At 67.2% G+C, this 22654-nt stretch carries 10 protein-coding genes; all 10 read right to left on the bottom strand.

What is annotated here, in order from left to right:
* Positions 1-127: 127 nt before the first annotated feature.
* Positions 128-4609 carry an FtsK/SpoIIIE domain-containing protein gene (locus AC1MDG_RS06630; RefSeq protein ID WP_479808269.1) on the bottom strand — a complete coding sequence of 1494 codons (4482 nt, stop codon included), beginning with the start codon at positions 4607-4609 and terminating at the stop codon, positions 128-130.
* Positions 4606-5310 (bottom strand): hypothetical protein, encoded by a 705-nt coding sequence (locus AC1MDG_RS06625; RefSeq protein WP_479808268.1) that lies wholly within the window; start codon positions 5308-5310, stop codon positions 4606-4608. Before AC1MDG_RS06625 ends, AC1MDG_RS06630 begins: the two co-directional genes overlap by 4 nt.
* Positions 5311-5346: 36 nt before the next feature.
* Complete coding sequence (locus AC1MDG_RS06620) at positions 5347-7098, bottom strand: serine/threonine-protein kinase (RefSeq protein ID WP_479808266.1); 1752 nt, start codon at positions 7096-7098, stop codon at positions 5347-5349.
* Positions 7095-8777, bottom strand: coding sequence for an FHA domain-containing protein (locus tag AC1MDG_RS06615; protein ID WP_479808264.1), 1683 nt, complete (start codon positions 8775-8777; stop codon positions 7095-7097). Before AC1MDG_RS06615 ends, AC1MDG_RS06620 begins: the two co-directional genes overlap by 4 nt.
* A complete protein-coding gene (locus AC1MDG_RS06610; protein WP_479808262.1) occupies positions 8764-9771 on the bottom strand; it encodes a PP2C family protein-serine/threonine phosphatase in 1008 nt (335 codons plus the stop codon). The genes AC1MDG_RS06615 and AC1MDG_RS06610 overlap by 14 nt, the downstream gene beginning before the upstream one ends.
* A complete protein-coding gene (locus AC1MDG_RS06605) occupies positions 9768-11432 on the bottom strand; it encodes an RDD family protein (protein WP_479808260.1) in 1665 nt (554 codons plus the stop codon). Before AC1MDG_RS06605 ends, AC1MDG_RS06610 begins: the two co-directional genes overlap by 4 nt.
* Positions 11429-14038 carry a transglutaminase TgpA family protein gene (locus AC1MDG_RS06600; RefSeq protein WP_479808258.1) on the bottom strand — a complete coding sequence of 870 codons (2610 nt, stop codon included), beginning with the start codon at positions 14036-14038 and terminating at the stop codon, positions 11429-11431. The genes AC1MDG_RS06605 and AC1MDG_RS06600 overlap by 4 nt, the downstream gene beginning before the upstream one ends.
* The gene (locus AC1MDG_RS06595) at positions 14035-15366 is read right to left on the bottom strand and encodes a DUF58 domain-containing protein (protein WP_479808256.1); all 1332 of its coding nucleotides are present in this window, start codon (positions 15364-15366) and stop codon (positions 14035-14037) included. The genes AC1MDG_RS06600 and AC1MDG_RS06595 overlap by 4 nt, the downstream gene beginning before the upstream one ends.
* Positions 15367-15432: 66 nt before the next feature.
* Entirely contained in the window at positions 15433-16407 is a 975-nt protein-coding gene (locus tag AC1MDG_RS06590; protein WP_043479674.1) for an AAA family ATPase, read from the bottom strand.
* Positions 16408-16497: 90 nt separating this feature from the next.
* Complete coding sequence (locus tag AC1MDG_RS06585; RefSeq protein WP_479808254.1) at positions 16498-22593, bottom strand: Ig-like domain-containing protein; 6096 nt, start codon at positions 22591-22593, stop codon at positions 16498-16500.
* Positions 22594-22654: the final 61 nt, after the last annotated feature.

The following is a 22654-nucleotide window of genomic DNA, read 5'->3' as shown; positions in this document are numbered from 1 at the left end:
CCGATCCGATCGGCATCCCCAGCGGCCCCCGGCTCATCCGGAAGATCCATTACCTAGAAACTATCCCGCGGCCCAAACCACTGTCGATGGGCACCGCTCCCCATGGAGCAGTCCCCATGTGGTCCGCTCACCGTGATGCTCCCACCCTGTTGAGGTCCGGATCGGCCTGGCTGCGGTTTTCCGGTGGCAGCGCAATCTGCAGCTTCCGGACCTTCCCCCGGCCCACGATGTAGCCGCGGCCTGGAATGAAATCGGAACTGATCTTGCCAAGCGAGGTACTCAGCAGGCTGTCGCCTTCGATGTCGCCGGGGTTGATCAGCAGTCCGCGCCGTCCGGACTTGAACGGCTGCGACAGTGACCAGGCGGAGGACCAGGTGGAGGTCTCGGACTCCCCCACCACCCACTGGTCGGCTTTGATGGACGTGGTGACCAGCTGCTCGATGCCGGACTCTGCACCTGTGTCCGTGAACTCGGTCAGGCCCTCGATGAAGATGGCCAGCCGGCCCGGGTTCTCCGAGGAGTAGTCCACCAGCCCGTCGATTGCTTCTTCGACGTCGTCAGCGCCCACGACGGCACGGTTCCAGACCTTCAGCGATGCGACGGCGGAGCGGCGGGAGCCGATGTAGATCAGTTCGGTGCCGGGGTTGGACCGGCGCAGCGCGTAGGCCATGGTGACCAGCGCCACCGTGCGGCCGGCGCCGGGCGGTCCCGCGACGAGCAGCGGTCCCTTGGCCATGATCTCAGCCGGCTGGAGCGTCTCGTCGTCGACGCCGATAACCGGCAGGTCCTGGCTCCCGGCGGGGAGGATGTCCAGGTCCACCTGCTCGGGCAGGCGTTCGATCTGCGGTGCTTTTTCCACGCCCTGGCGCAGCATGGCTTCGCTGAGCTTGTGCACTTCGCGGGCCTGCAGTGCCAGGTTCGAGTCGCCGCCGAGGACGGCAAGCTGCACCTCGTGCCCTCCCAGCAGGCCGCGGCCCGGGGGCGAAGCCTGGCTCAGGACGTCCTTGGGCACGTCCAGCGAAATGTAGTCGTCCTCGGAGGAGAGCCGCAGGACCAGGCGCCGCTGGATCGAAGCCAGCAGCGAGGCCGGCACGGAGTTGGGCCGGTCGCCGGTGACAACCAGGTGGATGCCCAGCGGCCGGCCGTCCGTTGCCAGCTGCAGGAAGATGTCCCACAGCGCTGACAGCCTGCTGTATTCGTAGGCCTCCCGGAAGTTGGACATGCCGTCCACCAGGATGAAGATCCGCTTCTCGTCCGGATCGTTGGCCAGCTTCCGGTATTCCACGATGGTGGCGGCCCGCACTTCTGCGTAGCGGGCAGCGCGGTCGTCGGCAACATCGCGCAGCCACCGCAGCAGCCTGCCCACGCGTTCGACGTCGTCACCGTTGATGATCTCCCCGACGTGCGGGAGCCCGTCGAGCATCTTCAGGCCCGACGAACCGCAGTCGATGCCGTAGACGTGCACGGGCCCGCCGCGGGGCGTCACTGCCGCGGCGATGGCGATGCCGCGCAGTGCGGCTGACTTGCCTGAGCCGCCAGTCCCGTAGATGGCCATGTTGCCGTCCCTGTCGGGTTCATAGAAGACGGTGGGCTGGTCCTGGTGTGCCGGGTCGTCGGCCACGCCCAGGAGGAGGCGTTCATCGGTCCTGGGGTTGGGAAGCTTGGAGAAGTCGTAGGTCTTTGCCAGCTCGTTGAGCCACGGTTTCCGGGGCGGCGCGATGGACAGCACGTCCGCGGCCTTGATGATATTGGCCGTCATCCGGGCAATATCATTGGGCCCCGCCGGTTCCTCCCGCGTCGGCTTCTCCGGCGCCGGCGCGGCCCAGCTCGGTCCCGAGCCAAAGGCCATTTCCACGATGTCGATCTGGGGTGCCTGCGGCTTGTCCGTGGTCCAGCCGCCTGCGTAGCCGGTCTGGAAGCCCTGGATCCGGCCGGGACCCGTTTTCGCGGCGCCACGGCCCGGGATGGAGGGGTCGAAGTAAGCCGCCGTCGGAACACCGAGAATGTCCGTGGCGTCGTCCTCATCGGCCATCCGGAGGGCGACGCGCAGGTTGGTGTTGGCGCGCAGGCTTTCCTTGATGACGCCGGCGGGCCGCTGGGTGGCAAGGATCAGGTGCAGGCCCAGGGAACGGCCGCGGGCTGCCACGTCCACTACTCCGTCCACGAACTCGGGGACTTCTGTGGCCAGGGCGGCGAACTCGTCCACAATGATGATGAGGTACGGCGGTGCCTCGGGATCGGCCTCGCGCTGAAGGCCCAGGAGGTCCTTGGCCTTCTTCCGGTTGAGCAGATGCTCGCGGTAATGCAGTTCAGCCCGCAGGGACGTCAGGGCGCGGCGCACCAGGTGCTGCGAGAGGTCGGTCACCAGGCCCACGGTGTGGGGCAGGTGCACGCAGTCGGCGAACGCGGCACCGCCCTTGTAGTCGACGAACAGGAAGCTCACCCGGTCCGGGCTGTAGGCGGCGGCCATGCCCATGACCCAGGACTGCAGGAATTCCGACTTGCCGGCGCCGGTGGTGCCGCCCACCAGAGCGTGCGGGCCCTCATTCTTCAGGTCAAGGTACAGCGGTTCGATGCCCTTGGACCCCACCAGGGCCCGGAGCGTGCCGTTGTCCTTGCGGTTCGCGACTGCAGTGGCGTGAACGGAGTTGTTCTCTTTCCACCGGTCAGCCACCGCCTGCGGGTTGTCCATGAAGTCCTTGCCGATGAGGCTCACGTAGGACACCGCGCGGGGAAGGTCGGAGTCGTCATCCACGGGCTTGCCCACATCGATGACCGGTGACAGCATCCGGGCAAGCTGGGTGGCCAGGCCGGCGTCGAGGCTTTCGCAGCTGACCGGGTAGGTGTGGCGGCCCAGCCGGACCTGGCCGGTGGTGGTGCCGTGGTCGCCATCCACCACCATGAAGTCCCGGCAGGCGGCCGGGAGTGACTGGACACTGGTGGCCACCCACATGACGTGCACGCCCGAATCCGGGCCGCGTTCCACGAGCCGTGTCAGGCGTCCACGGTCCACCGGTGCGTCGTCTTCCACGATCACCAGCACGGAGGGCAGCACCGGGCCGGGGATGTCGCCGTTCTCGCCGTTGAGGGCGGGCCGCGGGGCGGGACGCGGGGACTGGGCGCCCGCTTCGCGCTGGTCGATAAGGTCCTCCAGCCGGGCCAGCAGGGAAGACCCTCCGGCAGGTCCCGCAGCCAGGTGGTCGCCGCTGAGCGGGCTGTGCCCCGAGCCAACGTGAGGCAGCCACTGAAGCCAGTTCCAGCGTTCCCTCGACTTGGCCGACGTGATGGCCGTAACCACCACTTCGGCCGGGGAATGCAGCCCCACGGTCTGCAGGACCATGCCGCGGGCCACGTCGTCCACCAGGCCGCGGGCTCCTGCGAGCCCGAAGGCGCCGGCAGAGCGGAGCTGGGACACGATCGGAACGCCTTCGATGTCCTGGAACTGTTTGAGGCAGGCCTGGATTTCCTGCATGTATTCGGCTTCGGTCTCGTTGTTGGCGGGCTCGTCGAACGAAATGCGCGACGGCGCCGTGCCCAGCCCGAACCGCAGGCCGAGGAACCCGTTGTGCTCGGGCCGGTGCGTCCAGAGCAGCGGTCCCAGCTTGTAGATGGAATCCACGGTGTCGCTCACGGACGGAGCTTCCTGGAGGCGCACGGACCGCTCGACGTGCTGCAGTTCGGTGATGTCCTTGCGGAACGCCGCCATGGCTTCACGGAACTGCTTGAGCTGCTCCTTGCGCTCCCGCTTGCTTTGCATCTTTTGGTCCACGTAATGGCCGATGATGAACAGCGGCATCATCATCATGAACAGGACCGAGAGGACGTTGCCCGTGACGGCAAACAAAACCGCACCCATCATGAGCGGTGCGATCAGCATGATGTAGGGGAACGGGTGATGCTCCTGGCGTTTGGGGCCCGCCGGGAGTACGCGTTTGGAGGGGGCGAAACGCGGGACCACACGCGGCGAGCGGTTGAAGTCCACCAGCGGCGACGTCGGTGCGCCCCCGTGGTGGCCCAGCCCGACGACGGACACGGTGGTGTCGCCCAGGGTCACGGTGTCCGAGGAGTTCAGCGTGGCCCGGGTGACCGGCAGCCCGTCCATGATCAGCCCGTTGGCGGAATTCGTGTCCACGATTTCAACGGTTTCCCCCACGGTGATGCGGGCGTGCCGCTTGGAGGTCATGGGGTCCGACAGCCGGATGTCGACGTCCCGGTCCCGGCCGATGTAGCTGGTGCCGGAGGGCAGCGAAAATTCCTGCCCGACGTCGGGCCCGGACAGGACGCGGAGGGTCGCCGCTGCGGGGCCGCGGTTGGCGCCCGGCGCCCCGAACTGCTCGCTGACCTGCGCCAGCGACACAATGGACCCGGGCCTGAGCCCGGATTCCAGCAGGTTGTCTGCACGGTTGAGGATGTTGCCGCGCATGCCGCCGGCCACGAATGCCTCGTCGATGCAGAGCGACAGGTTGTCCGGCGGCCGGGTGCCCCGCCGTTCAGGATCGGCAGCCCACAATTGGGTGGCGATGTCCGCCACCGTTGCCAGGCCGTCAACGGTGACGGCCAGGTCTTTGGCGTCGGCGGGGTCCCGGCGCAGCGTCAGTCGGATTTTCATCCTTCGTCGATCCCCCTCATCTTGTCGATCAGGTGCAGGTCCGCGGCGGTGACCAGGTGCGACGTCACGGCGTGCTCAACAAGCCGGGCACGCCGGTTGGTGGCCAGTTTTCCGCCGCCGCCGCGCAGCCCTGCCACCCCGACGCGGTCAAGTTTGTCGCACACATTGTCCAGCTTTCTGTTGAACCGGGTGAGTGCCCAGCCGAGCGTCCTGGCGGCATCCGCCGACGACGGGATGGCGCTGAACCCGGTGCCGTCACGGCGGAGCATGGGCTCGGCGAGGGCAACGATGAGCGCCTTCTGCGAATCGGTGAAGACCACCGGCCCGATGGTGGTGTCCCCGGCGCTTTCGTCATCGGGGGCCTCCTGACGGAACGAAGGTGTCTTGAGATGCACGGCAAACTCGTAGGTGGTGGGTCCGGCCGTGAAAATCACATTGGTGTGACTGAAGACAAGCGGAATCCTGGCCCCGGGTGACAGCCACGCCTGCATCCCGCCGGTACCGTCCGCCACCGTGGCTGAGAGCATGCTCCCCACGTTGCTGAGCCACCAGATGCCGTCGTACCGGGCGATCTGGAGGAACCGCCGGTGCAGGTACGGGTTGTCGTCCACTTCCAGGTCGCCCTCGCGTCCGATATTGAAGACGTCCTCGTCCGACGGCTCGTACCATTCGCCACAGAAATCTACTGCTAGATCCCCCATTTTCCGTGCCTCCTCAAAGGGCAATACAGGTCTTCATTAGGATTTGTCCCGGTAGCAGCCCACGGAATTATCTATGTCCAGGGGCGACGACGAGCCGTCCCGTCGGACGATCATTACCTGGACGCAAAAAACTTCGCCCGGCTGGAAAACCGGCACCGCCTCCGCCTTGTCAGTGGCTTGGAACGTTCCGCCGTCGAACACGCGCCATTTGTAGGTGTCACCGGGTTTGGGCTCCGGATTGGTCCACGTGAAACGCAACGCCCCGTCGGTTCCCTTAACGCCCGCGATGTTAGTCACGTCGGGCACAGAGCCGTCCCCGATGGCATCCGCCGGCGGCTTGGAAACCTGTCCGGTGGGTTCGGCAACAGGTTCCGGCCGGGACGCACCCAGCACCAACCCCACCACGACGGCGACGACGAGCACGGCACCGCCGGCCACGGCCAGCCAGAGGTTCCGTTTGCCGTGGTCGGCCGGGACCTCGGCCGTCGCCTCCTGCAGCGCCTGCGGCCTGTTGACGGTGGCCGCCATTTGCTCGTCGCCCCGCTCGCCCTGACTCGCAGGACCGGACTGCCACCCGGCCGGGCGGCCGGGAGCACCACGGTGGACGGTCGCGTCGTCGGCCGCATCGTGGCCGCCGCCGGGCCGCAGCCCTGACGCTACGCTCCCCCGCAGCATGGTGCCCTGCGACCAGTCATCGTGTTGGTCCGGACGTGCGCCCGGTCCCGGGACAGGCCCGGGAGCGGGCCCTGCCGGCGGGACCGCTGGCACGCCGGGAGTATAGGCAGAGGGCGCTGAAGGACGTGTCCTGGCCGGGAACGTCGGAGCGTTCCCCGTCTGGTCGGGGTCCACCGAGGCGATGCTGCGGACCCGGGTCTCTTCGAAGCCGTCATCCGGATGGCTTTCCTCTGCGTGGGCGTCCTCGAGGACCTCGAAGGGCGTGACAGATAGATTCAGTTCGGCCTGGATCCGCTGCAGTGCCAGCGCAAAGGCATGGGCCGAGGAGTACCTCGAAGCGGCCGACTTCGCCATCGCCGTGGCCAGCGCGAGTTCCAGCGATGCGGGAACATCCGCGCGCCCCAGCCGGGGCACGGGCGAGTTGGTGATCCGGGAAATCAGTTCGCGCTGGGAGTTGTCGGCTCCCGGCAGGACGAACGGCGACCGTCCGGCCAGGAGGGTGTACAGCGTGGCGCCCAGGGCCCAGACGTCCACCATGACGCCGTCCACCGGGCCGTCCCGGAACTGCTCCGGCGGGGACCACGGAATGGACATCCCGGCGTCCTCATCCGTGTCGCTGCCCAGCGTGCCGGAGATGCCGAAGTCAGTCAGTGCCGGACGGTTGTAGTCAGTGACCAGGATGTTGGCCGGTTTGATGTCGCGGTGGGCAATGCCGGCGCGGTGGGCGGTCTCGACGGCGGAGGCCACCTGGATCCCGACAGCAAGCACTTCGTCCACGCTGAACCGCTGGCGGCGGTAGCGGACGTCCAGGCTGGGCCGGGAGCAGTACTCCATGGCCAGGTAGGAGTGGCCGTCTTCGGTGACCTCGGCTTCGAAGATGGTGACGATGTAGGGGTGCGAGGACAACTGCGCCATGAGGTTTGCTTCGGATTCGAAGCGGCGCCGGGCACCCTCTGTCTTCAGGTCGGAGAGAAGCACCTTGACGGCCACCTTGCGGCGCGGCCTGTCCTGTTCGTACAGGTAGACGTCGGAGAAGCCGCCCGAACCAAGGAGGCTGACGTACGTGAATCCGGGAATGGCGGGCGGCGGTGCTACTGGCCGCTTGGTACTCATAGAATCTCCTCGAACCGCAGCGACACGTCATCGCCGAGTTCTGCAATATCACCGTCAAGAAGGATGGCCATCTCGTTCTGGGCGAGCCGCCTGGGCGGTTGCCCCTCCCGGACCAGGACGGTCCCGTTCGTGGCCTTGAGGTCGCACAGCATCACGTGCCAGCCTTCAAGGCGGACCTCAACATGGGAGCGGGAAATGTCGCCGCTGGGACTGGCCACCTGGACGAGCCGCGGCATGCCTCCGCCCTGGACCCTCGATACTGACGGCTGGCGGCCGATCACCAACGACTGGTCCAGGTCGATCAGTTCACCGGTTGACACCCGGACGCGGCCCAGCCGCGGCCTCCGGACCTGCACCGCGTCCGACGCCAGCGCCATGCCGCAGCCGGCGCACTGTGAATGCGTGGGCGGGTTGGCGTGGCCCTGTGGGCAGACACGGGCCAGGACCATGGGCCCGGTGGCCGGTTCGTTTCCGCCTGCCGGGGCCTGCACCTGCGGTGAGGTCCCGAGCCCGGCGAGGTCGCTCTTCATGATCGTTTCGCCGTCGTGGTCGCCTTCGAGTGCCGGCGGCACTGCCGCCGGGCTGCCCCAGCCCGTCATGTCCTGGGATCCGGGAGCTGAAGATCCGGCACCGAACGACGGCGGCCCTGAGGGCCGGGCGGGCTTGTCGCCGCCGGTGTTCCAGGGAACGGAATCGATCAGGCCGCCCTGGCTTGCAGGGATGAGGGGTTGGGCTGGGGCAGCGGGCTGGGCCGGGGCCGGCTGCTGCCCGGGGGCAGGCTGTTGTTGCTTCGGGGCAGCCGGTTCCTGATCGCCGTCGCCGTCAGCGGTTTCTTCCGGGCTGTCCGCAGCCGCGGCAGCGGCCACGGCAGGCTCGTCTTCGGGCTCGTCCCGCACCGCGGCGTCCTCAATGCGGCGCACTACGGTCTTCTCCCACAAGTGGTCATAACTTCCCGTCAGCTCGTTCGCGGGAACCGGGTCCTGCGATTCAGCAGGGGCGGCGGTATCGGGCACATCCGTACCGGCGTCGTCCGATCCTGCATCTTCCGAACCCGTGTCATCCGAACCCGCGTCATGCGGCAGCACGGTGACTCCGTCATCCGTGATCTGGAGGTCTTCGTCGGGAATGCCCATCACGGTTTCGGCTGATGCACCGTGTTCAGCAGGCACCTGTTCAACAGGCACCTGTCCAACAGGCACCTGTTCAACAACCACTCGCTCAGCGGTCACGGCTTCAGCGGGAACGCAATCCACGGTGAGGCTCTGCAGCAGGACAACCCCCTCCCCCAGCGGGAGTTCAGCTGCACCGGCCGCGTTGTCCGGAACCGACACTTTGTACCATTGCGGTTCGCTGAGCCGCCGCTCGGTCCAGGTGGTGACGTCGCTGCCGTTCAACTCCACCGCTCCTGCGGCGAGGCGTGCGGTCAGCTCGACGTCGCCGCGGAGGAAGACCCGCAGGGACTCCCGGAAGTCCACAATGCCGAACCAGGGAATCTGCGCCAGCGAACCGGAGGAGGCGCTGGTCACCGCGTGCAGCACTTCGTGTGCTTCAGGCTCGCCGCCCAGGAGTTCCCAGAGCGAGTCCACCAGCGCGGACGGAGTCGCGGGCGGCAGCAGCACAGCGGTCCCTGCCCGGATCACACCAAGCCAGGTCCCCGGGGTGTAGCTAGTTGAGACCATCGTGGCGGCCCTCGTGGTCGGTTGCGGAATGGTTCCAGGTCTCGGGATCGTCCGCGGGCTGCACGGCCCCGGGAGCCTCGGGGAGCTCCTCGGTGTCCACCTCGGTACTGTCCAGCCCGTCGCTGTCCACCTCAGCGCTGTCCAGCACCTGGGTGCGGGGCAGTGTGTCCTCGTCTTCGACGCCCGCGGCAGGCCGGGGCGCGGTGTCCGTTCCGGCGTCGTTCATCACGTTCTTGGCGTCCACAACGATCACGGTGACGTTGTCGCGCCCGCCGCTGCGCAGCGCGGCCTGGATGAGGGCGTCGACGGCATCCTGGGGGTGGCCGACGGTGCTCAGGATCCGGAACATGTGATCGTCCGTGAGCTCGGCGTTCAGCCCGTCGGAGCAGATCATGATGCGGTCGCCTTCCTCGACGGGCAGCAGCCAGTAGTCGGCTTCCGTCTCGTCGCCGGTCCCCAGGGCGCGGGTCACCACGTGCCTGCGGGGGTGCACCGCCGCCTGTTCCCTGGTGATTTCGCCGGCGTCCACGAGCTCCTGGACTTCGGAATGGTCAACGGTGACCTGCGCGAATTCGCCTTGGCTCAGCCGGTAGGTCCTGGAGTCGCCGATGTTCATGACCAGCCAGTAAGGGACGCCCATCTGTTCCACAACCACTACCCCGGAGAGCGTGGTGCCGGCCCGTGAGCCGGTGGCGGTGCGGATCCGTTCGTCGGCGCTGACGAGGTACTGCTGGACGACGGCGGCCGTGGCCGTCCTTTCCCCGGTGGCCAGCTGCGGCATTCCGGCGAGCGTCCGCACGCATATTCCGCTGGCGATTTCGCCCGCTTCATGGCCCCCCATGCCGTCGGCGACCGCAAACACGGGGTCGGAGGCGATGAAGGAATCCTCGTTGAGTTCCCGGCGTAGGCCACGGTCGGTACCGTAGCCGCAGCTCAGTTGGAGTCCGGGCTCCCGGCCCGTTGCGGAGGTGGCTGCTGCCGGCTGGGGATTCATGCCTGTCCTAGGTGGAAGGTGCGGTCACCGAAGTGGACGGTGGACCCTGGGCGTACGTAGGCGGGTTCCCCGGCCTGCAAAGCAGTCCGGACGCCGTCCGGAGTGGTGACGGCACTGCCGTTGGTTGAGTTGCGGTCGGTGACCCAGACGCCCCCGTTGTCCTCGCGGAGGTGCAGGTGGGTCTTGGAGATGGACCGGCCGGGATCGGCCACAGCGAGCAACTGCGCAATGTGTTCGCCCGGAAAGCCGCTGGGATTCCGGCCGATGAGCACCGTCTGGTCAAGCTGGAAATCGCGGCCGTCGTCCAGCCTGATCCGCAGCACGGCCACCGGGGCCGGAACGGTCTGCCCGCGCATCTGCGTCCGGTCGTGGTCGTCATCGGGGTGGAGGGCCCACCCCGGGGCCGGGCTCTGCGCTGCCGGGCTCTGGACTGCCGGGTCCGGCAGGGTCTTGGTCTGCACCGGGTCCGGCGCGGGCTGCGCCTGGACCGGGGCGGACGATGCAGCGGCGGGCGCTGGCGGAGCGGATGCTGCAGCGGCGGGGCCAGCCAACGGCCGGGGCTCGGCCGGCGGCTGCCACTGGTTCGGGTTCAGGGGCGGCTGCGGGATGGCGACAGGCTGGTTGAACCCCTGCTGCGCTTCCGGGGTGCGTGCCATCACGGCGTGGCCGGTCCTTGCGGCCGCACCCGCAATCGGTGAGGTGACCTGCTGCACGGGGGGCAGGTCCAGCGGCGCGAAGCTGTAGGGGCCCTGGATGCCTCCGGTGGTCAGCGGGTTCCGGCCGGCGTTGACATCGAACATGAGGGTCTTGGCTGCGGCATCGTGCCAGCCCCTGAGCTTGCCGTTCTTGTCCCAGGAGTTGGACACCACCACGATGAAGGCCCACGCGACACCCAGCAGGACCAGGGGCGCGAGGATCCACAGGGCGGCTTCGAACCACTTGAAGACCACCACAAACACCGCTGCCACTACTGCCAGGAGGATGCCGGCCCCGGTGATGAGGCCGCGCAGGAACAGGGCGCCGGTGCCCGGGGCGTAGCCGTCCTGGTCGGTGCTGCGGATTCCCATCAGCCTGTTGCCGATCGTGTTGCCGGAGCGTCCCTCGATTCCGAGAAGCACCAGCATGTAGACCACGGTGATGCCGACGGCGATGCTGCCCAGCAGCACCAGCATCGCCGTGTCGTAAATGATGAAGCCGCCGCTCTGGGTGCGGGTGATGCTGGCGAATCCAATGGTGAACATCACGATGAGAAGTGCTGCCGGCCCCACCCAGTCGAGCACCGCGGCGCCAAGGCGTCGTCCGGCCGCCGCGGGAACCACGTCCAGCTTGCCACTCATTCCGGTACCTCCCCCTAGTACGTGCCCGCCCTGTGCCTGGGCGTCTTGTGCCTGGACTCCTGGTCCGAGGCCGCCCGGTCCGGCGGCCTGTCCCTGGGCGCCCGGTCCGGCGGCTTCCGTCCGGGCCTGCACTACGGGGATACTACCGGGGATCCGGCTGCCATGCGCGGCGGCCCGTTCCATCAGTTCCCGCTGCGAGTGGTCGATGTTGCGGCTGTTGCGGGCGGCCCGGTTGCTCAACGGGGCGCCGCAGGCCGGGCAGAACGTCGCTCCCGGACGAATCAACTGCTGGCAGCGCTGGCAGCGCTCGGCGTCATGCGTCATGGTTCGTTGCGGTTCTCTCTCAGATCGCGCCTCAGCACGGTGGGTCCATTCTCCGGCCCGGAAGGTGCCGGGCCCGGCGTCGTCTGGCCAGCGGGGGCCGGTCCTGGTCCGGCCGCCGGGGAGTCCGGGGCACCGTCCGAGCCGGGTGCCGAAGGCGGGCCGTCAACCACCCTACCGGCGGGATCCGTTTTTGCCGTGCGGACAAGCCTGAGACCGCGGAGGTTGAGCGCGGTCCGGCCGTCGGACAGGAGGGAACGCGGCGAGAACCGGGCAGCCTGCCGTCTCCAAAAACCGACCGTAGCCGTCATTTCCTTCAGCGAACCGTCCACGATGGTCCAGTACTCACGGACCTCCGATTCGCTCGGTTGGCCGGCGCCGAAAATGGAGGCATCAGCGCGCCGGGCCAGCAAGGTGGTGGTGCCCGCCGTTCCCGGGAAAGCCTCACCGAGGACGACGGCGGACTCCCGCCGTGTGGCGCGGGTGTCGATGGCGGCGCCCATGTCAGTCGCGAGGCTGACCACTTCGTTCCAGCCGCCGCCGACGCGCTGCGCCGGGTGACCGTCGGAGAACCGGGCCTTGCGGCGCCGGCTCTTGAGCAGCGCGATGAGCAGCAGCGGCAGCGCCAGGATACCGACGGGGATCAGCGCGATTCCGATGGCCGTCAGGATGGGCCCCCAGAAGAGCCACGGGTTGTTCTTCTTCTGGTCGGCGTCCAGCGCATCCGGGGAAGAGTCCGGCGGCAGGTCGGCCGGCTCCTGCGGCGGTGGCGGCGGCTGCAGGACCTGTGGCTTGGGCTTGGACTTGTTCTCAGGGTCCGGCGGAATCGGGACGTTGTCCTTGGGCGGCGTGGGGTCGAAGGACACCCAGCCGACGCGGTCGAAAGCGACCTCAACCCAGGCATGGACGTCCTTGCCGGTGATCTTCACTTCGCCGGCGCCGTTTTCCGGGCTCTTGGGGTCCGGGTAGAAGCCCATCACCACGCGCGAGGGGATTCCCAGGTGCCGGAGCATCAGGGACATCGCCACCGCGTACTGTTCGTCGTCGCCCAGCATCTGCTTGGCGGTCAGCAGGCTGCGGATGCGAGCCGATCCGTGCCCTGAAACGCTGGGCAGCTGGCCTTCGTCGATCAGGCCGTTGCTGAAGGCGCCCTTCTTCTGGAAATGGGCTTCGATCTGCCGGACGCGGTCGATTGCCGTCGGAGCATCGGCGGACAGATCGTTGGCCTTTGAGCCGACTACCGGCGGCACCTCCGAGGCGTCCGGGAGGGCAACCTTGGCGAAGTCGTACTGTGTCAGCTGGCCGTGTTCGAGCCTGGCGGGGTCGGACACCTGGACAGTGTAGGCATCGCCTTTCGCAAGGCCCTTGGTGGTGACCGCGGTGTCGGTTCCGGAGTTGAAGTACAGCCCGGACGCGGCACCCGAGGAATCCCCGGTGAAACTGATCCCGGTGGTGCGCCGGCCGCCCGGCAGGAAGTACCCCTGGTAGTCCTCGATGGTGATGTCCAGGGTGTAATCGTTGCTGGGGACGATGCCGTCGGAGTCGGCCAGGGTGTTCAGGGACTTGGCATCCCCCACCTTGCTGAAGTTGCCGGAGCTGTCCGGGTCCATGTTGTAGTTGGTGCCGTTGAACGCGTCCAGGGCAGCGAGCCGGACGCGTCCGTCCCGGGGCAGGCCCTTCACCACGAACAGGTTGTCGTCCTTCTTGTCCTTGACGAAGTTGCGGAAGCTGGCCAGCGGGGTGATGTAGTCCTTGGGGTCGAACGGCGGAACGATCACGTTTCGAAGGACCGTCCGGTCATCGCCGGCCGTGACCAGGGGCGAAGCCACAGCGGTGATGGCAACGCAGGCGGCGATGACGCCGGCGGCGGAGCCGAGCCGGCGCACTTTGGCGCGGCGGGCGGTGGCGGCATCCGCCTCAGGGCGGTTCACGGACACCTTGCGTGTGTCGCTGCGCCGGTGTGCGTCGCGGCGGAAGGTTGCCCACGCCACGGCCACCACCGTGAGGGAGATGCCTCGTTCCACATTGAGGAAGCCGGCGTTGGTGCTGAAGGCGATGCCGGTCACGAAGAGCACCAGGACGGGCAGCAGCGGCCAGTACGGGCTCTTCAGCCGCCAGGTCATCAGTCCCGCGGCCAAAGCAGTGAGGAGGGCACTGAGGAACGGGACAATGAGCATCCCGCCGGCGGTGCCCACCGGGACGCCTACCGTGAGCATGTCCTTCCAGGCAAAGACGATGCCCAGCAGCAGGGTCCGAAGAGACTCGGGGGTGGGAACAAAGCCGGCGATGGCCGCATCCGGCACGGCGAACAGCGTTCCGAGGACCAGGTAGGAACCAAGCACGGTCGCGGCGGTGATGAGCGTCCCGAGCCTGAAGTGGGCGTTGGCCGCGGCTATGCCAAGGCCCAGCAGGATGCCGCCGAATCCGGCGATCAGATAGTAAGGATCGCCCCCGAAGCTGAGGCTGAACCCGAGGACTCCCAGCCCCAGCAGGACAACCAGGGCGCCGGCGTCGAGCGCGAAATGCCAGGCCGGCTGGCCGTCACTGAAGGCGGACGGCTGAGATTGCGCGGGCCGCTTGCGCGGGCGGGAAGCGGGCGCGGAGCTCATGCAGCCGCCTTTCTGAGGATGATGGCGAGGTCGGACAGGTCCCCCAGCGTCAGGACCGTAAGATCTGCGATGTTGGCGCGTGCGGGCGCGGCCCCGGTCTGAAGGCGGACAGCGAGGCTGCGCACGCCCGGCGGTACGGATGCGGCTGCCGAGCGAAGCTGGGCGGGGGTGACCCGGCTGCCCACCACGAAGAAGACCACCGAAGCGTTGGGGACCGTGTCCGCCAGCGTCCGGGCAAGGTCGACGGCGGTCTTCCGCATCGGTGTGCCCACAATCCGGGTCATGTCGTCGAGCATGTTCCGGCCGGTTTCACACCGGAGGGGCCCCTTCTGGGTGAGGACGTCGAGTTCGCGCTGTTCGCGGATGGCCTGGCGTCCGATGGAGGCGGCGGCGGAAATGGCCATCTCGAATTCCTGCTCGGAGTCGTACTCGTCCGTGTTGATGGACAGCGAGATGGCGAGGTGCGCGCGGCGGGTCTCTTCAAACTGGCGCACCATGAGTTTGTTGGTCCGTGCGGTGGTTTTCCAGTGGATGTGGCGGCGGTCGTCGCCCGGCACGTAGTCGCGGAGGGCGTGGAACGAAACGTCGGCGCTGGACAGGTCGGTGGTTGGCATGCCTTCGAGGTCGCGGATGAAGCCTGCGGCCGAACCGGCCAGGGCAACGGTCCGCGGATGCACGTAGAGGTCCTCCGGCTCGGTCCAGAGCACCTGGCGCCGCAACAGGTGCAAGGGATCGGCCCGGACGGAGCGCACCGGGCCAACCACGATGACGGCCCGGCGGGCGGTGGGGATGGTGAAGAGATCCTCGTGGATCTGCTGCGGTTTCATCCGCGGCAGGTGGAACACGGCGGTGGCGGCTCCCACGGGGAGTTCCAGCGCGGCCGGCAGGAGCGGGCGCGCAGACGTGTTGGAGACTGCGATGCTTCCGACCGCGCTGTCCCCCACGGCCACCCTGGTCCTGGCAAGGTCCAGGACCACGCCGTAGGAGGAGCGGCCCACAATGAATCCGACGGCAAGGACGAAAAGGACGAAGGCCGCCACCGCGGCTGCCTTCGCCTCCTGCCAGCCGTAGGCCTGGCCCACGCTCCACAGCAGGATCGATGCGGCCAGGACGGACCAGCCCAGGACGCTCACCACCGAAAGTACCGGCCAGACGTATCTCAGCCAGAGTTCCCGGACTTTGGACCCGGCGGGTGCCAATGCGAGGCCGGCTGTGCCGACTGCCTCGGACCAGAGGGAGGCGGGGTGGAGCCGGGTGGGCCGGCCGTCGCGGCGAAAGGGCCGTTGCAGCTGTTCAGCAAGCCGGGTCAGCGGAGTGCTGGGGGACATATGGGTGCCTTTGTTCGTGCTGGTTTACAGGGGTACCGGGATCCCGCGGCGCCGGGGCTGTCGGGGCTAGACGACAGCGGCGCGCTGCTGCGGTGCTGCCACCTCGGACAGGACGCGCGTCAACACGGCCTCGGCTGTGGCACCGGAGAACTCGGCTTCCGGATCCATCACCAGCCGGTGGGTCCAGACCACGGATGCGAGGTCCTTGATGTCGTCCGGGAGCACGAAGTTTCGGCCCTGGCTGGCCGCCCAGACCTTTGAGGCACGGACCATCGCCAGCGCGCCGCGGACGGAAACGCCGAGGCGGGTTTCCGGGGCGCTGCGGGTCTCCTCGCAGAGCCTGGAAATGTATTCCAGCACTGCGGTGTCCACGTGCGTCGTGGCGGCCAGGTCAGCCATGTCCCCGATTGCCTGCGTCGTGATCACGGGGTTGATTTCCTTCGACCGGTCCTTGAGGTTGGCGCCGCCCAGCAACTGCACCGTGGACGCGTGGTCCGGGTAGCCGATGGACGTCTTGATCAGGAAGCGGTCCAGCTGGGCTTCGGGCAGGCGGTAGGTGCCCGCCTGCTCGATCGGGTTCTGGGTTGCCATCACCATGAACGGACGGCCGGCCTCGTACGTGGTGCCGTCCACCGTGACCCGCGATTCCTCCATGACCTCCAGGAGTGCGGACTGCGTCTTGGGCGAGGCCCGGTTGATTTCGTCCGCCAGCACGATGTTGTTGAAGATGGGGCCCTTGTGGAACTCGAATTTCTGCGTCTTCTGGTCGTAGATGGTCACGCCCGTGACGTCCGACGGCAAGAGGTCCGGGGTGAACTGAATGCGGTTGTTGGAGCCTTGCACCGTGGCCGCGAGGGCCCGCGCCAGGGATGTCTTTCCGGTGCCCGGCGCATCTTCGAAGAGGACGTGCCCTTCGGCGAGCATGGCCGTGAAGGTGAGGCGGATGACGTGGGACTTGCCCAGCACGGCCTGTCCTACATTGGCAACGAGCTTCTCGAACGTTCCTGCAAACCAGTCGGCCTGCTCAGTTGTCATGGTCATGGGTGAATCCTCTTCCGGGTTCGGTTGAATCGTCGGGCCGCTGCCCGCTTAGTCCAGCGATTAGTCTAAATGTTTTTGCTTGTCTCGGTGTCACCGCTGAGGCATGCCTGCCGGCGGGTTGGTGCCCAGCGAGGTGGTGTCCCCGCGGGCGAAGTTGCCCTTGGCCGCGCCTGACGTGAGGTGGTACCAGACCCTGGTGCCCCACCGAACGTAGTAGTCGGCCTGCGCCGTGTAGCCGGTGTCGAACCATATCCCCGGGTTGATGCACTGGTCAGGATTTGAATTCCGGTAGCTGTCAGTGCTGCTGTTCGGCTCGGTGCAGGTGCGGACCGGGGTGGCCCTGATATCCCAGGAGGTGGGCGGCGGCGGCGTGGGGTCAGCGCCGGACGTGGACCTGGCCGAGCCAATAGCGCCCGCTACGACGGTGACTGCCCGTACCTGCAGTGTCCGGGTCTTGCTCCAGCCGCCGCCGGAGGCGTCGAACTTGTTGACCTTGCCCACGTTCTGCCAGCCGCCGCCATCCAGGTTCACCTGGTAGTGGTCCAGCGGCCGGCCGTTGGTGGCCGGGTCGTTCCAGGTCCAGTGCACCTGGCCGTCGCCCTTGGCCGACGTCCCGCCATTAACGTTCGGTGCGTTCGGCGGACCATAGGGGTTGGCCGTGCCGATGGCCTTGGCGTCACCGGCAGTGTTGTTCTTGATGGAGGTGGCAATGATGTTGATGGTCACGTTGGTTCCGTTGGGGAGCCCGTTGATGTTGCCGCCGCCGGGGTTGATGGCCCCTTTCTGGCCGCTGGAGGCGCTGTAGCTGTAGCGGATCTCATCGGCTGTGGAGCCGTTGCGCTGGGCCGCGGTCAGTTCCGTGAACGTCACCTTCAGCTGGCCGCTGACGCCCGTCTCCACCACCGTGCCGCCGCTGACCGTACCGGGCTTGCCGGCGGCGCGGATGGGCGCCGACTGTGCACTTGTACCCGACGTGCCGGCCTTGTTGGTGGCCGAAACCGTGAAGGTGTAGTCAGTTTCCGAGTTGCTGACGGTGACGTTCTGGGACGTTCCGGAGGTCACCTGCTGGGTGGCCACGGCGGCACCGCCACGGTAGGTGGTGAGTGTGTAAGCAGAAATGGCGTCACCGTTGTTGTTCGGCGCCTTCCAGCTGACCTGCAGCTGGCTCTGGTCGCCTACCGAGCCCGCACCGGAGACGGCAGGCGCAGCCGGGGTGACCGGAACACCGGCCGGGGTCTCCGCGGCGGAGTAGGCACTCCACTCGGACGGTTCCTTGGCATCGTTGCGCGCCAGGACCCTGACCTTGTAGGCGACTCCGTTCTGCAGCCCCTTCCAGACGTAACTGAGCGAGGTCAGGTTCTGGATCTGGGCATTCTGCCCTGCCGGGGCCGGGGAGATCTCCAGGTCATATGACTTGACCGGTGAACCCTTGCTGGCCGGGGCAGCCCACGTCACCGTCAGCTGCTTGTCGCCGAACTTCAGCGCAGGGGCAACGGGGGTGTCGGGCTTGACGTCGGGGCGGACCTCGGCTGAGGCAGGAGACCTGTCTGATTCGCCAAACTCGTTCGTGGCTGTGACCTGGAAGTGGTACTTGGTGTTGTTGACCAGGTTGTTGAGCGTGCAGGAGTTCGCCGGGCAGTCCTGCTGGAAGCCGCCCTCACCGTAGACCGTGTACTTGGTGATAGGCGAGCCGCGGTCCGCCGGAGCGGTCCAGTTCAGCAGGGCCGTCTGGTCGCCCACGCTCTGGGCCTGCGGCGTGGCAGGTGCCAGCGGTTTGTCCTTGACCGTCAACCGGACCCGGGCCGTGGCGTGCCGGGAGGCCTCCCCTGTCTTGTCCTCCACGCTGTAGGCCACCACCAGCGTTCCGGTGAAGCCGGAAGCGGGAGTCACGGTGACGTCGCTTCCGGATACTTCCACGTTGCCGAGTCCGGTTTCGACGGACGCCTGCACGATTTTCAGCGGCGTTTCCGGGAACGGGTTGGAGTCGTTGGCGAGGACATTCACGGACACGGCCTTGCCGGCGGCCGCGTTGGGCTCGACGTCGTCACTCGCCACCGGCTTCGGCCGGTTGGAGGCCGTGACGGCAAGCTGGAATGTCGCGGTTGCTTCCAGTCCCCGCGGATCCTTCGCCTTGACCTGCACGGCGCCCGAGGTGCCGGTGGCCATTGCCCCGTCCACGGATGTCTTGAGGGACTTGCCGTCAATGCGGGCGTTGAAACCGGCCGGGCCGTCCCCCACCAGCTCATACTTCATGTTGGCCACGTCATCGCGGTCGGGGTCCGAGGTCAGCCGGCCCAGGTCGGTCTCCGCGGATTCGCCCTTGGGAACGTCCACGGAGCTGCCCAGCAGCGCGGGCGGGTTGTTCCGGTTCGGGTCCGGCAACACCTTGGTCCGGATGCTGAGGGTCGATTTCAGTCCGGCCGGATCATCCGGTCCGGTGCCGTCGGTGACTTCGAAGCTGATGGAACCCGGGCCCACGTAGTCCTGGCCGGCGGTGTAGGTTATCGCCGCGCCGTTTCCGGCCACCGGGTCAGCGCCGTCGGCACCGATGAGTTTGATCCGGTCGGTCTGGGTGAGGCGGGGCGACCGTCCTTCGCGGACCTTCACCCACTCCTTCAGATCCACCGTCACTGACTGTCCGGAGACGACTTCGAGGACCTCGTCCTTGGCAAGCGTCGGTACCTGCTGCCCGATGCCGGGCACCCAGATGATGGCGGTGGACTTCTGCCCGTCCACGTCCTCTACCGTGTAGGGGATGAGCTGGGGCTGTTCGGTCAGGTCCACCACCATGTTGCCCTCGGTCCCCGGCCGGGCAGTGGTGGCATCCGTGGCGATCTTCAGGTTCTCGCCCACGCCGTCCGGATCCTCGTCGTTCTTCAGCACGGGCACGTCAACGGCGGTCTTGCCCAGTGTCTGGGCGGAGGTCACACGGTCGTCCCGGGCGATGGGTGCCTTCAACGGCACGTCCTTGCGGACGTTCACCCGGATGGTGGCCTGGGCCGAGGCGCCGCGGTCATCGACGATCGTATAGCGGACGTTGACCGTACCCTCACTGGCCGGTGCCTGCAGGATGATGCGGCCGCTCGCCTTGCTCACGGTGGCCTGGAGTTCCGCGGGCGCCTCGATGCCGTCGCCAACGATGCCGATGGGGTCCCCGTCGGGATCGGTGTCGTTTCCGATGGCATCCACGGCGATTTGCCGCCCGGGCCGGACCTGGACGTCGTCATCAACGGGAGCGGGTTTCTGGTTCGCCTCGCCGCGGGGCGCGATGCCCACGGTGACGGTGCCGGTATTGACGGCGCCCTGCCGGTCCACCACTTTGTAGCGGAAGGTGTCTGTGCCCGCGCCGTCGCCGGCCGCAGTGAAGTCGATGAAGTTGCTGCCCACAGTGGCGGTGCCCATGCCGGGGGTGCTGTCGATGCCGGTCAGCTGGACCGAGTCTCCGTCGGGATCAATGCCGTCCAGGTCCACCGGAATGCGGACAGAGCCGGCGGCCACCACCCTTGCCGTCAGGTTCTTCGGCTGCGGCCGGGAGTTCTCGGCGCCTTCCAGCGGCAGGATGTGGATGGTGACGGCCGCGGCGCTTTTCTGGCCCTGCGGGTCCACGGCGTTGTAGATGGCCCGGACCGTCTTGGGCTGGGGTCCGGCGATGAACCTGAGCGTGTTTTCGGAGACGAAGCTCTTGCCGTCGACTTCCGCCACTGCCTGCGGCAGCACCGGATCCACGGTCAGTTTCTGGCCCTGCGGATGGGTGTCGTTGGCCAGCACGGGAATAGTGACGACGTCGTTGACGCGGACATTCACCTCGTCAGGTTTTGGCTGGGGAGCTTCCACGACGGCGGGCGCCGGCACCGGCACCACGGAGACGCTTCCGGTGGCGGACTTCTTGCCGTTGGACATCGTGTATTGGAACATGAAGGGGTCTTTGGTGCCCAGCACGTCCGTGATGCGCAGCACGCTGTGGTCGATCACGCTCACTGAGGCCGTGGTGTTTTCCGGAAGCTGGACCGACTGCAGCACCAGCACTCCGCCGGAGGGATCGGAGTCGTTGGCCAGCGGGTCAAGGAGCACGCTGCCGCCGGTCGGCATCAGCGCAACGTCATGGACCGCCACGGGGTCGCCGGTGTCCTTGCCTGATTCCACATCCACGCGGATGAGTCCCTGGCTGCTTTGCGGACCGTTGCTGGCGATGTACGTAAGGTAGACGGGGCCCGCGGTTTCGCTGCGGAAGGTGAACGTGCCGCCGTCGGTGACGGGGCCGAGTTCGGCCGGGCCGGAGGCTTCCACCTGGGCGAGCCGCAGGGCTCCGCCGTTGGGGTCGACGTCGTTCTTCAGCGGTGCGATCACCAGATCCTGGCCGACGACGGCGGTCACGTGGTCGGCATTGACCACCGGCGCCAGGGCGCCTGGCGGCTGCACGTTCACCACCACCTGGCGGGTGGTGGTGTCGCGGCCGTCCCACACGGACACCGTGACGGTTTTCTTGCCGGGCGCGGCGCCGGAATCCTGGTAGGTAAGCAGCCCGTCGCGGCGGACCTTGACCTGGTCCTGGTCGTTGTCCGCCTTGGCGTCCAGCAGCACGAGGTCGTCGCCGTCGGGGTCGGTCCAGTCGGTCAGGATGTTCTGGCTGACGGTCTTGCCCTGTTCCACCAGCATGGTGGTGGGGTCGCCGCGCTTGAAGACGGGCGGCTTGTTCTCGTCAGCGCCGACGATGTTCAGGGAGACCTGTCCGCCGGCGGAGAGCCCGCGGCCGTCCGCCGCGTTATAGCCGAAGGTTTCGGAGCCGGGCTTGGCGTCCGCCGGAACGTTGATCTGGAAGGCCGTGCCGCCGTAGATGCTTTGCAGTGTGCCCGACGCCGGCCCGGAACCGCCCACGGATGCCGTCAGGACGTCGCCGTCGGGATCGGAGTCATTGTCCAGCACGCTGAGGATAGTGGTGCGCCCCGGCCGGACGCCGACGGTGTCGGGTTTGGTTTCCGGCGGACGGTTGGGCTTGGTGCGGTCCGGCAGGATGTTGATCGTGTTGTTGTCCGCAGATTCCTGGTCCTGGTCGTTGGACTGGTTCTTGGGCGGGACGACGTCGTCCCAGTTGTTGACCAGCTGCATGTTCTGGTTCACCAGCCACACATTGCCCGAGTTCACATCGTTCAACACCACCAGCTCCCGGTTCACCCGGAACACATACGACGGCGACGCACTCGCCTTGGGCACCTCAACGTTCTTATCATCAGCATCATTCACACAGTCACGGACATACTTGTTCGCCCCCGACCACGCCGCATGAACACACCCGCCCAGCTGCACCGGAGCAGCAGGGACACCCTCACCATCAAACGACACCGCCTTCGCCGCCGAACCATCCAACGGCTGCTTCAACAACGCCTTCCGCGTCGCCACCGCCACCACATCCGCCCCCGGACCGGACTGCTGCAACTTCGCATCCCGCGCATTCTCCAACGCCAGCTCACGCCCGCCCGGCAGGAACAACTTCCCCCGCCCCGCATCCAGGACCACCGGCTTATCCCCCACCACAGCCAGCTGCAGATCACCCGCACCCTTCAACCCGTCCCACGTGCTGGACTCGGTGGAGGTCGTTGCGCCATTGGCGTCAACCGCTGTGATGGTGACAGCGCCGGTCTTGGGATCGGCGCTGTAAATCCGGTTATCCGCACCGACCGCGGACACCAGGCCCTCCGAACCCACCAAGGCGGGTTCGGTGGCCTCCTCATCGAAACCGTTCACCGTTGACGGCGACAGAGCCCACACCTTGCCCTTGGCCGGATCCGTCACCGAAATGACCGACGAACCAAAACTGACATCAGCCGAACCCGGCAACTGCTTATCCCCGCCCAGCTGCATATTCGCCGGCGACACCTGATTCAGGGTCGAACCGGTCTCATCGTCAACGAAGACATCGCCGGAGTTCTGCAGGATATCGAAAGTCGTACTCGCCGGCGTCACCGCACCATCGAGCACACGCGACGGATAATTCAACCGCCCAACAGCATTCTTGGCTTTGCTGACCACCCACACGCCGCCGTCGTTCAACTCCACCTCAGTGGTCTTAAACCCCGGATAAATAATCGCACCAGCCACCAACGCAGCACCGGCCACCGCAAAAACAGTGCCGGATACCAGCTTGCTGCGGCGCTCCCTGAGACCCAGTTTGCCGAACAGAGTAGTCACAAGTTTTCAAATCCCTCAAAATCGCAGCCGCCCCCAGGGCAGCGTTTCCAAAGACCCGGTA

This window comes from Arthrobacter sp. AIWTK1 (assembly GCF_056680535.1).
Note: the sequence above shows the minus strand (reverse complement) of the source record. Positions and strands in the feature narration are given on the sequence as shown.

Excerpts from the sequence above, each read along its gene's own strand:
- AC1MDG_RS06630 (WP_479808269.1), bottom strand. The coding sequence starts at position 4,609 with ATGAAAATCCGACTGACGCTGCGCCGGGACCCCGCCGACGCCAAAGAC.
- AC1MDG_RS06590 (WP_043479674.1), bottom strand. The coding sequence starts at position 16,407 with ATGACCATGACAACTGAGCAGGCCGACTGGTTTGCAGGAACGTTCGAG.
- AC1MDG_RS06595 (WP_479808256.1), bottom strand. The coding sequence starts at position 15,366 with ATGTCCCCCAGCACTCCGCTGACCCGGCTTGCTGAACAGCTGCAACGG.
- AC1MDG_RS06610 (WP_479808262.1), bottom strand. The coding sequence starts at position 9,771 with ATGAATCCCCAGCCGGCAGCAGCCACCTCCGCAACGGGCCGGGAGCCC.
- AC1MDG_RS06600 (WP_479808258.1), bottom strand. The coding sequence starts at position 14,038 with ATGAGCTCCGCGCCCGCTTCCCGCCCGCGCAAGCGGCCCGCGCAATCT.
- AC1MDG_RS06605 (WP_479808260.1), bottom strand. The coding sequence starts at position 11,432 with ATGACGCATGACGCCGAGCGCTGCCAGCGCTGCCAGCAGTTGATTCGT.
- AC1MDG_RS06620 (WP_479808266.1), bottom strand. The coding sequence starts at position 7,098 with ATGAGTACCAAGCGGCCAGTAGCACCGCCGCCCGCCATTCCCGGATTC.
- AC1MDG_RS06615 (WP_479808264.1), bottom strand. The coding sequence starts at position 8,777 with ATGGTCTCAACTAGCTACACCCCGGGGACCTGGCTTGGTGTGATCCGG.
- AC1MDG_RS06625 (WP_479808268.1), bottom strand. The coding sequence starts at position 5,310 with ATGGGGGATCTAGCAGTAGATTTCTGTGGCGAATGGTACGAGCCGTCG.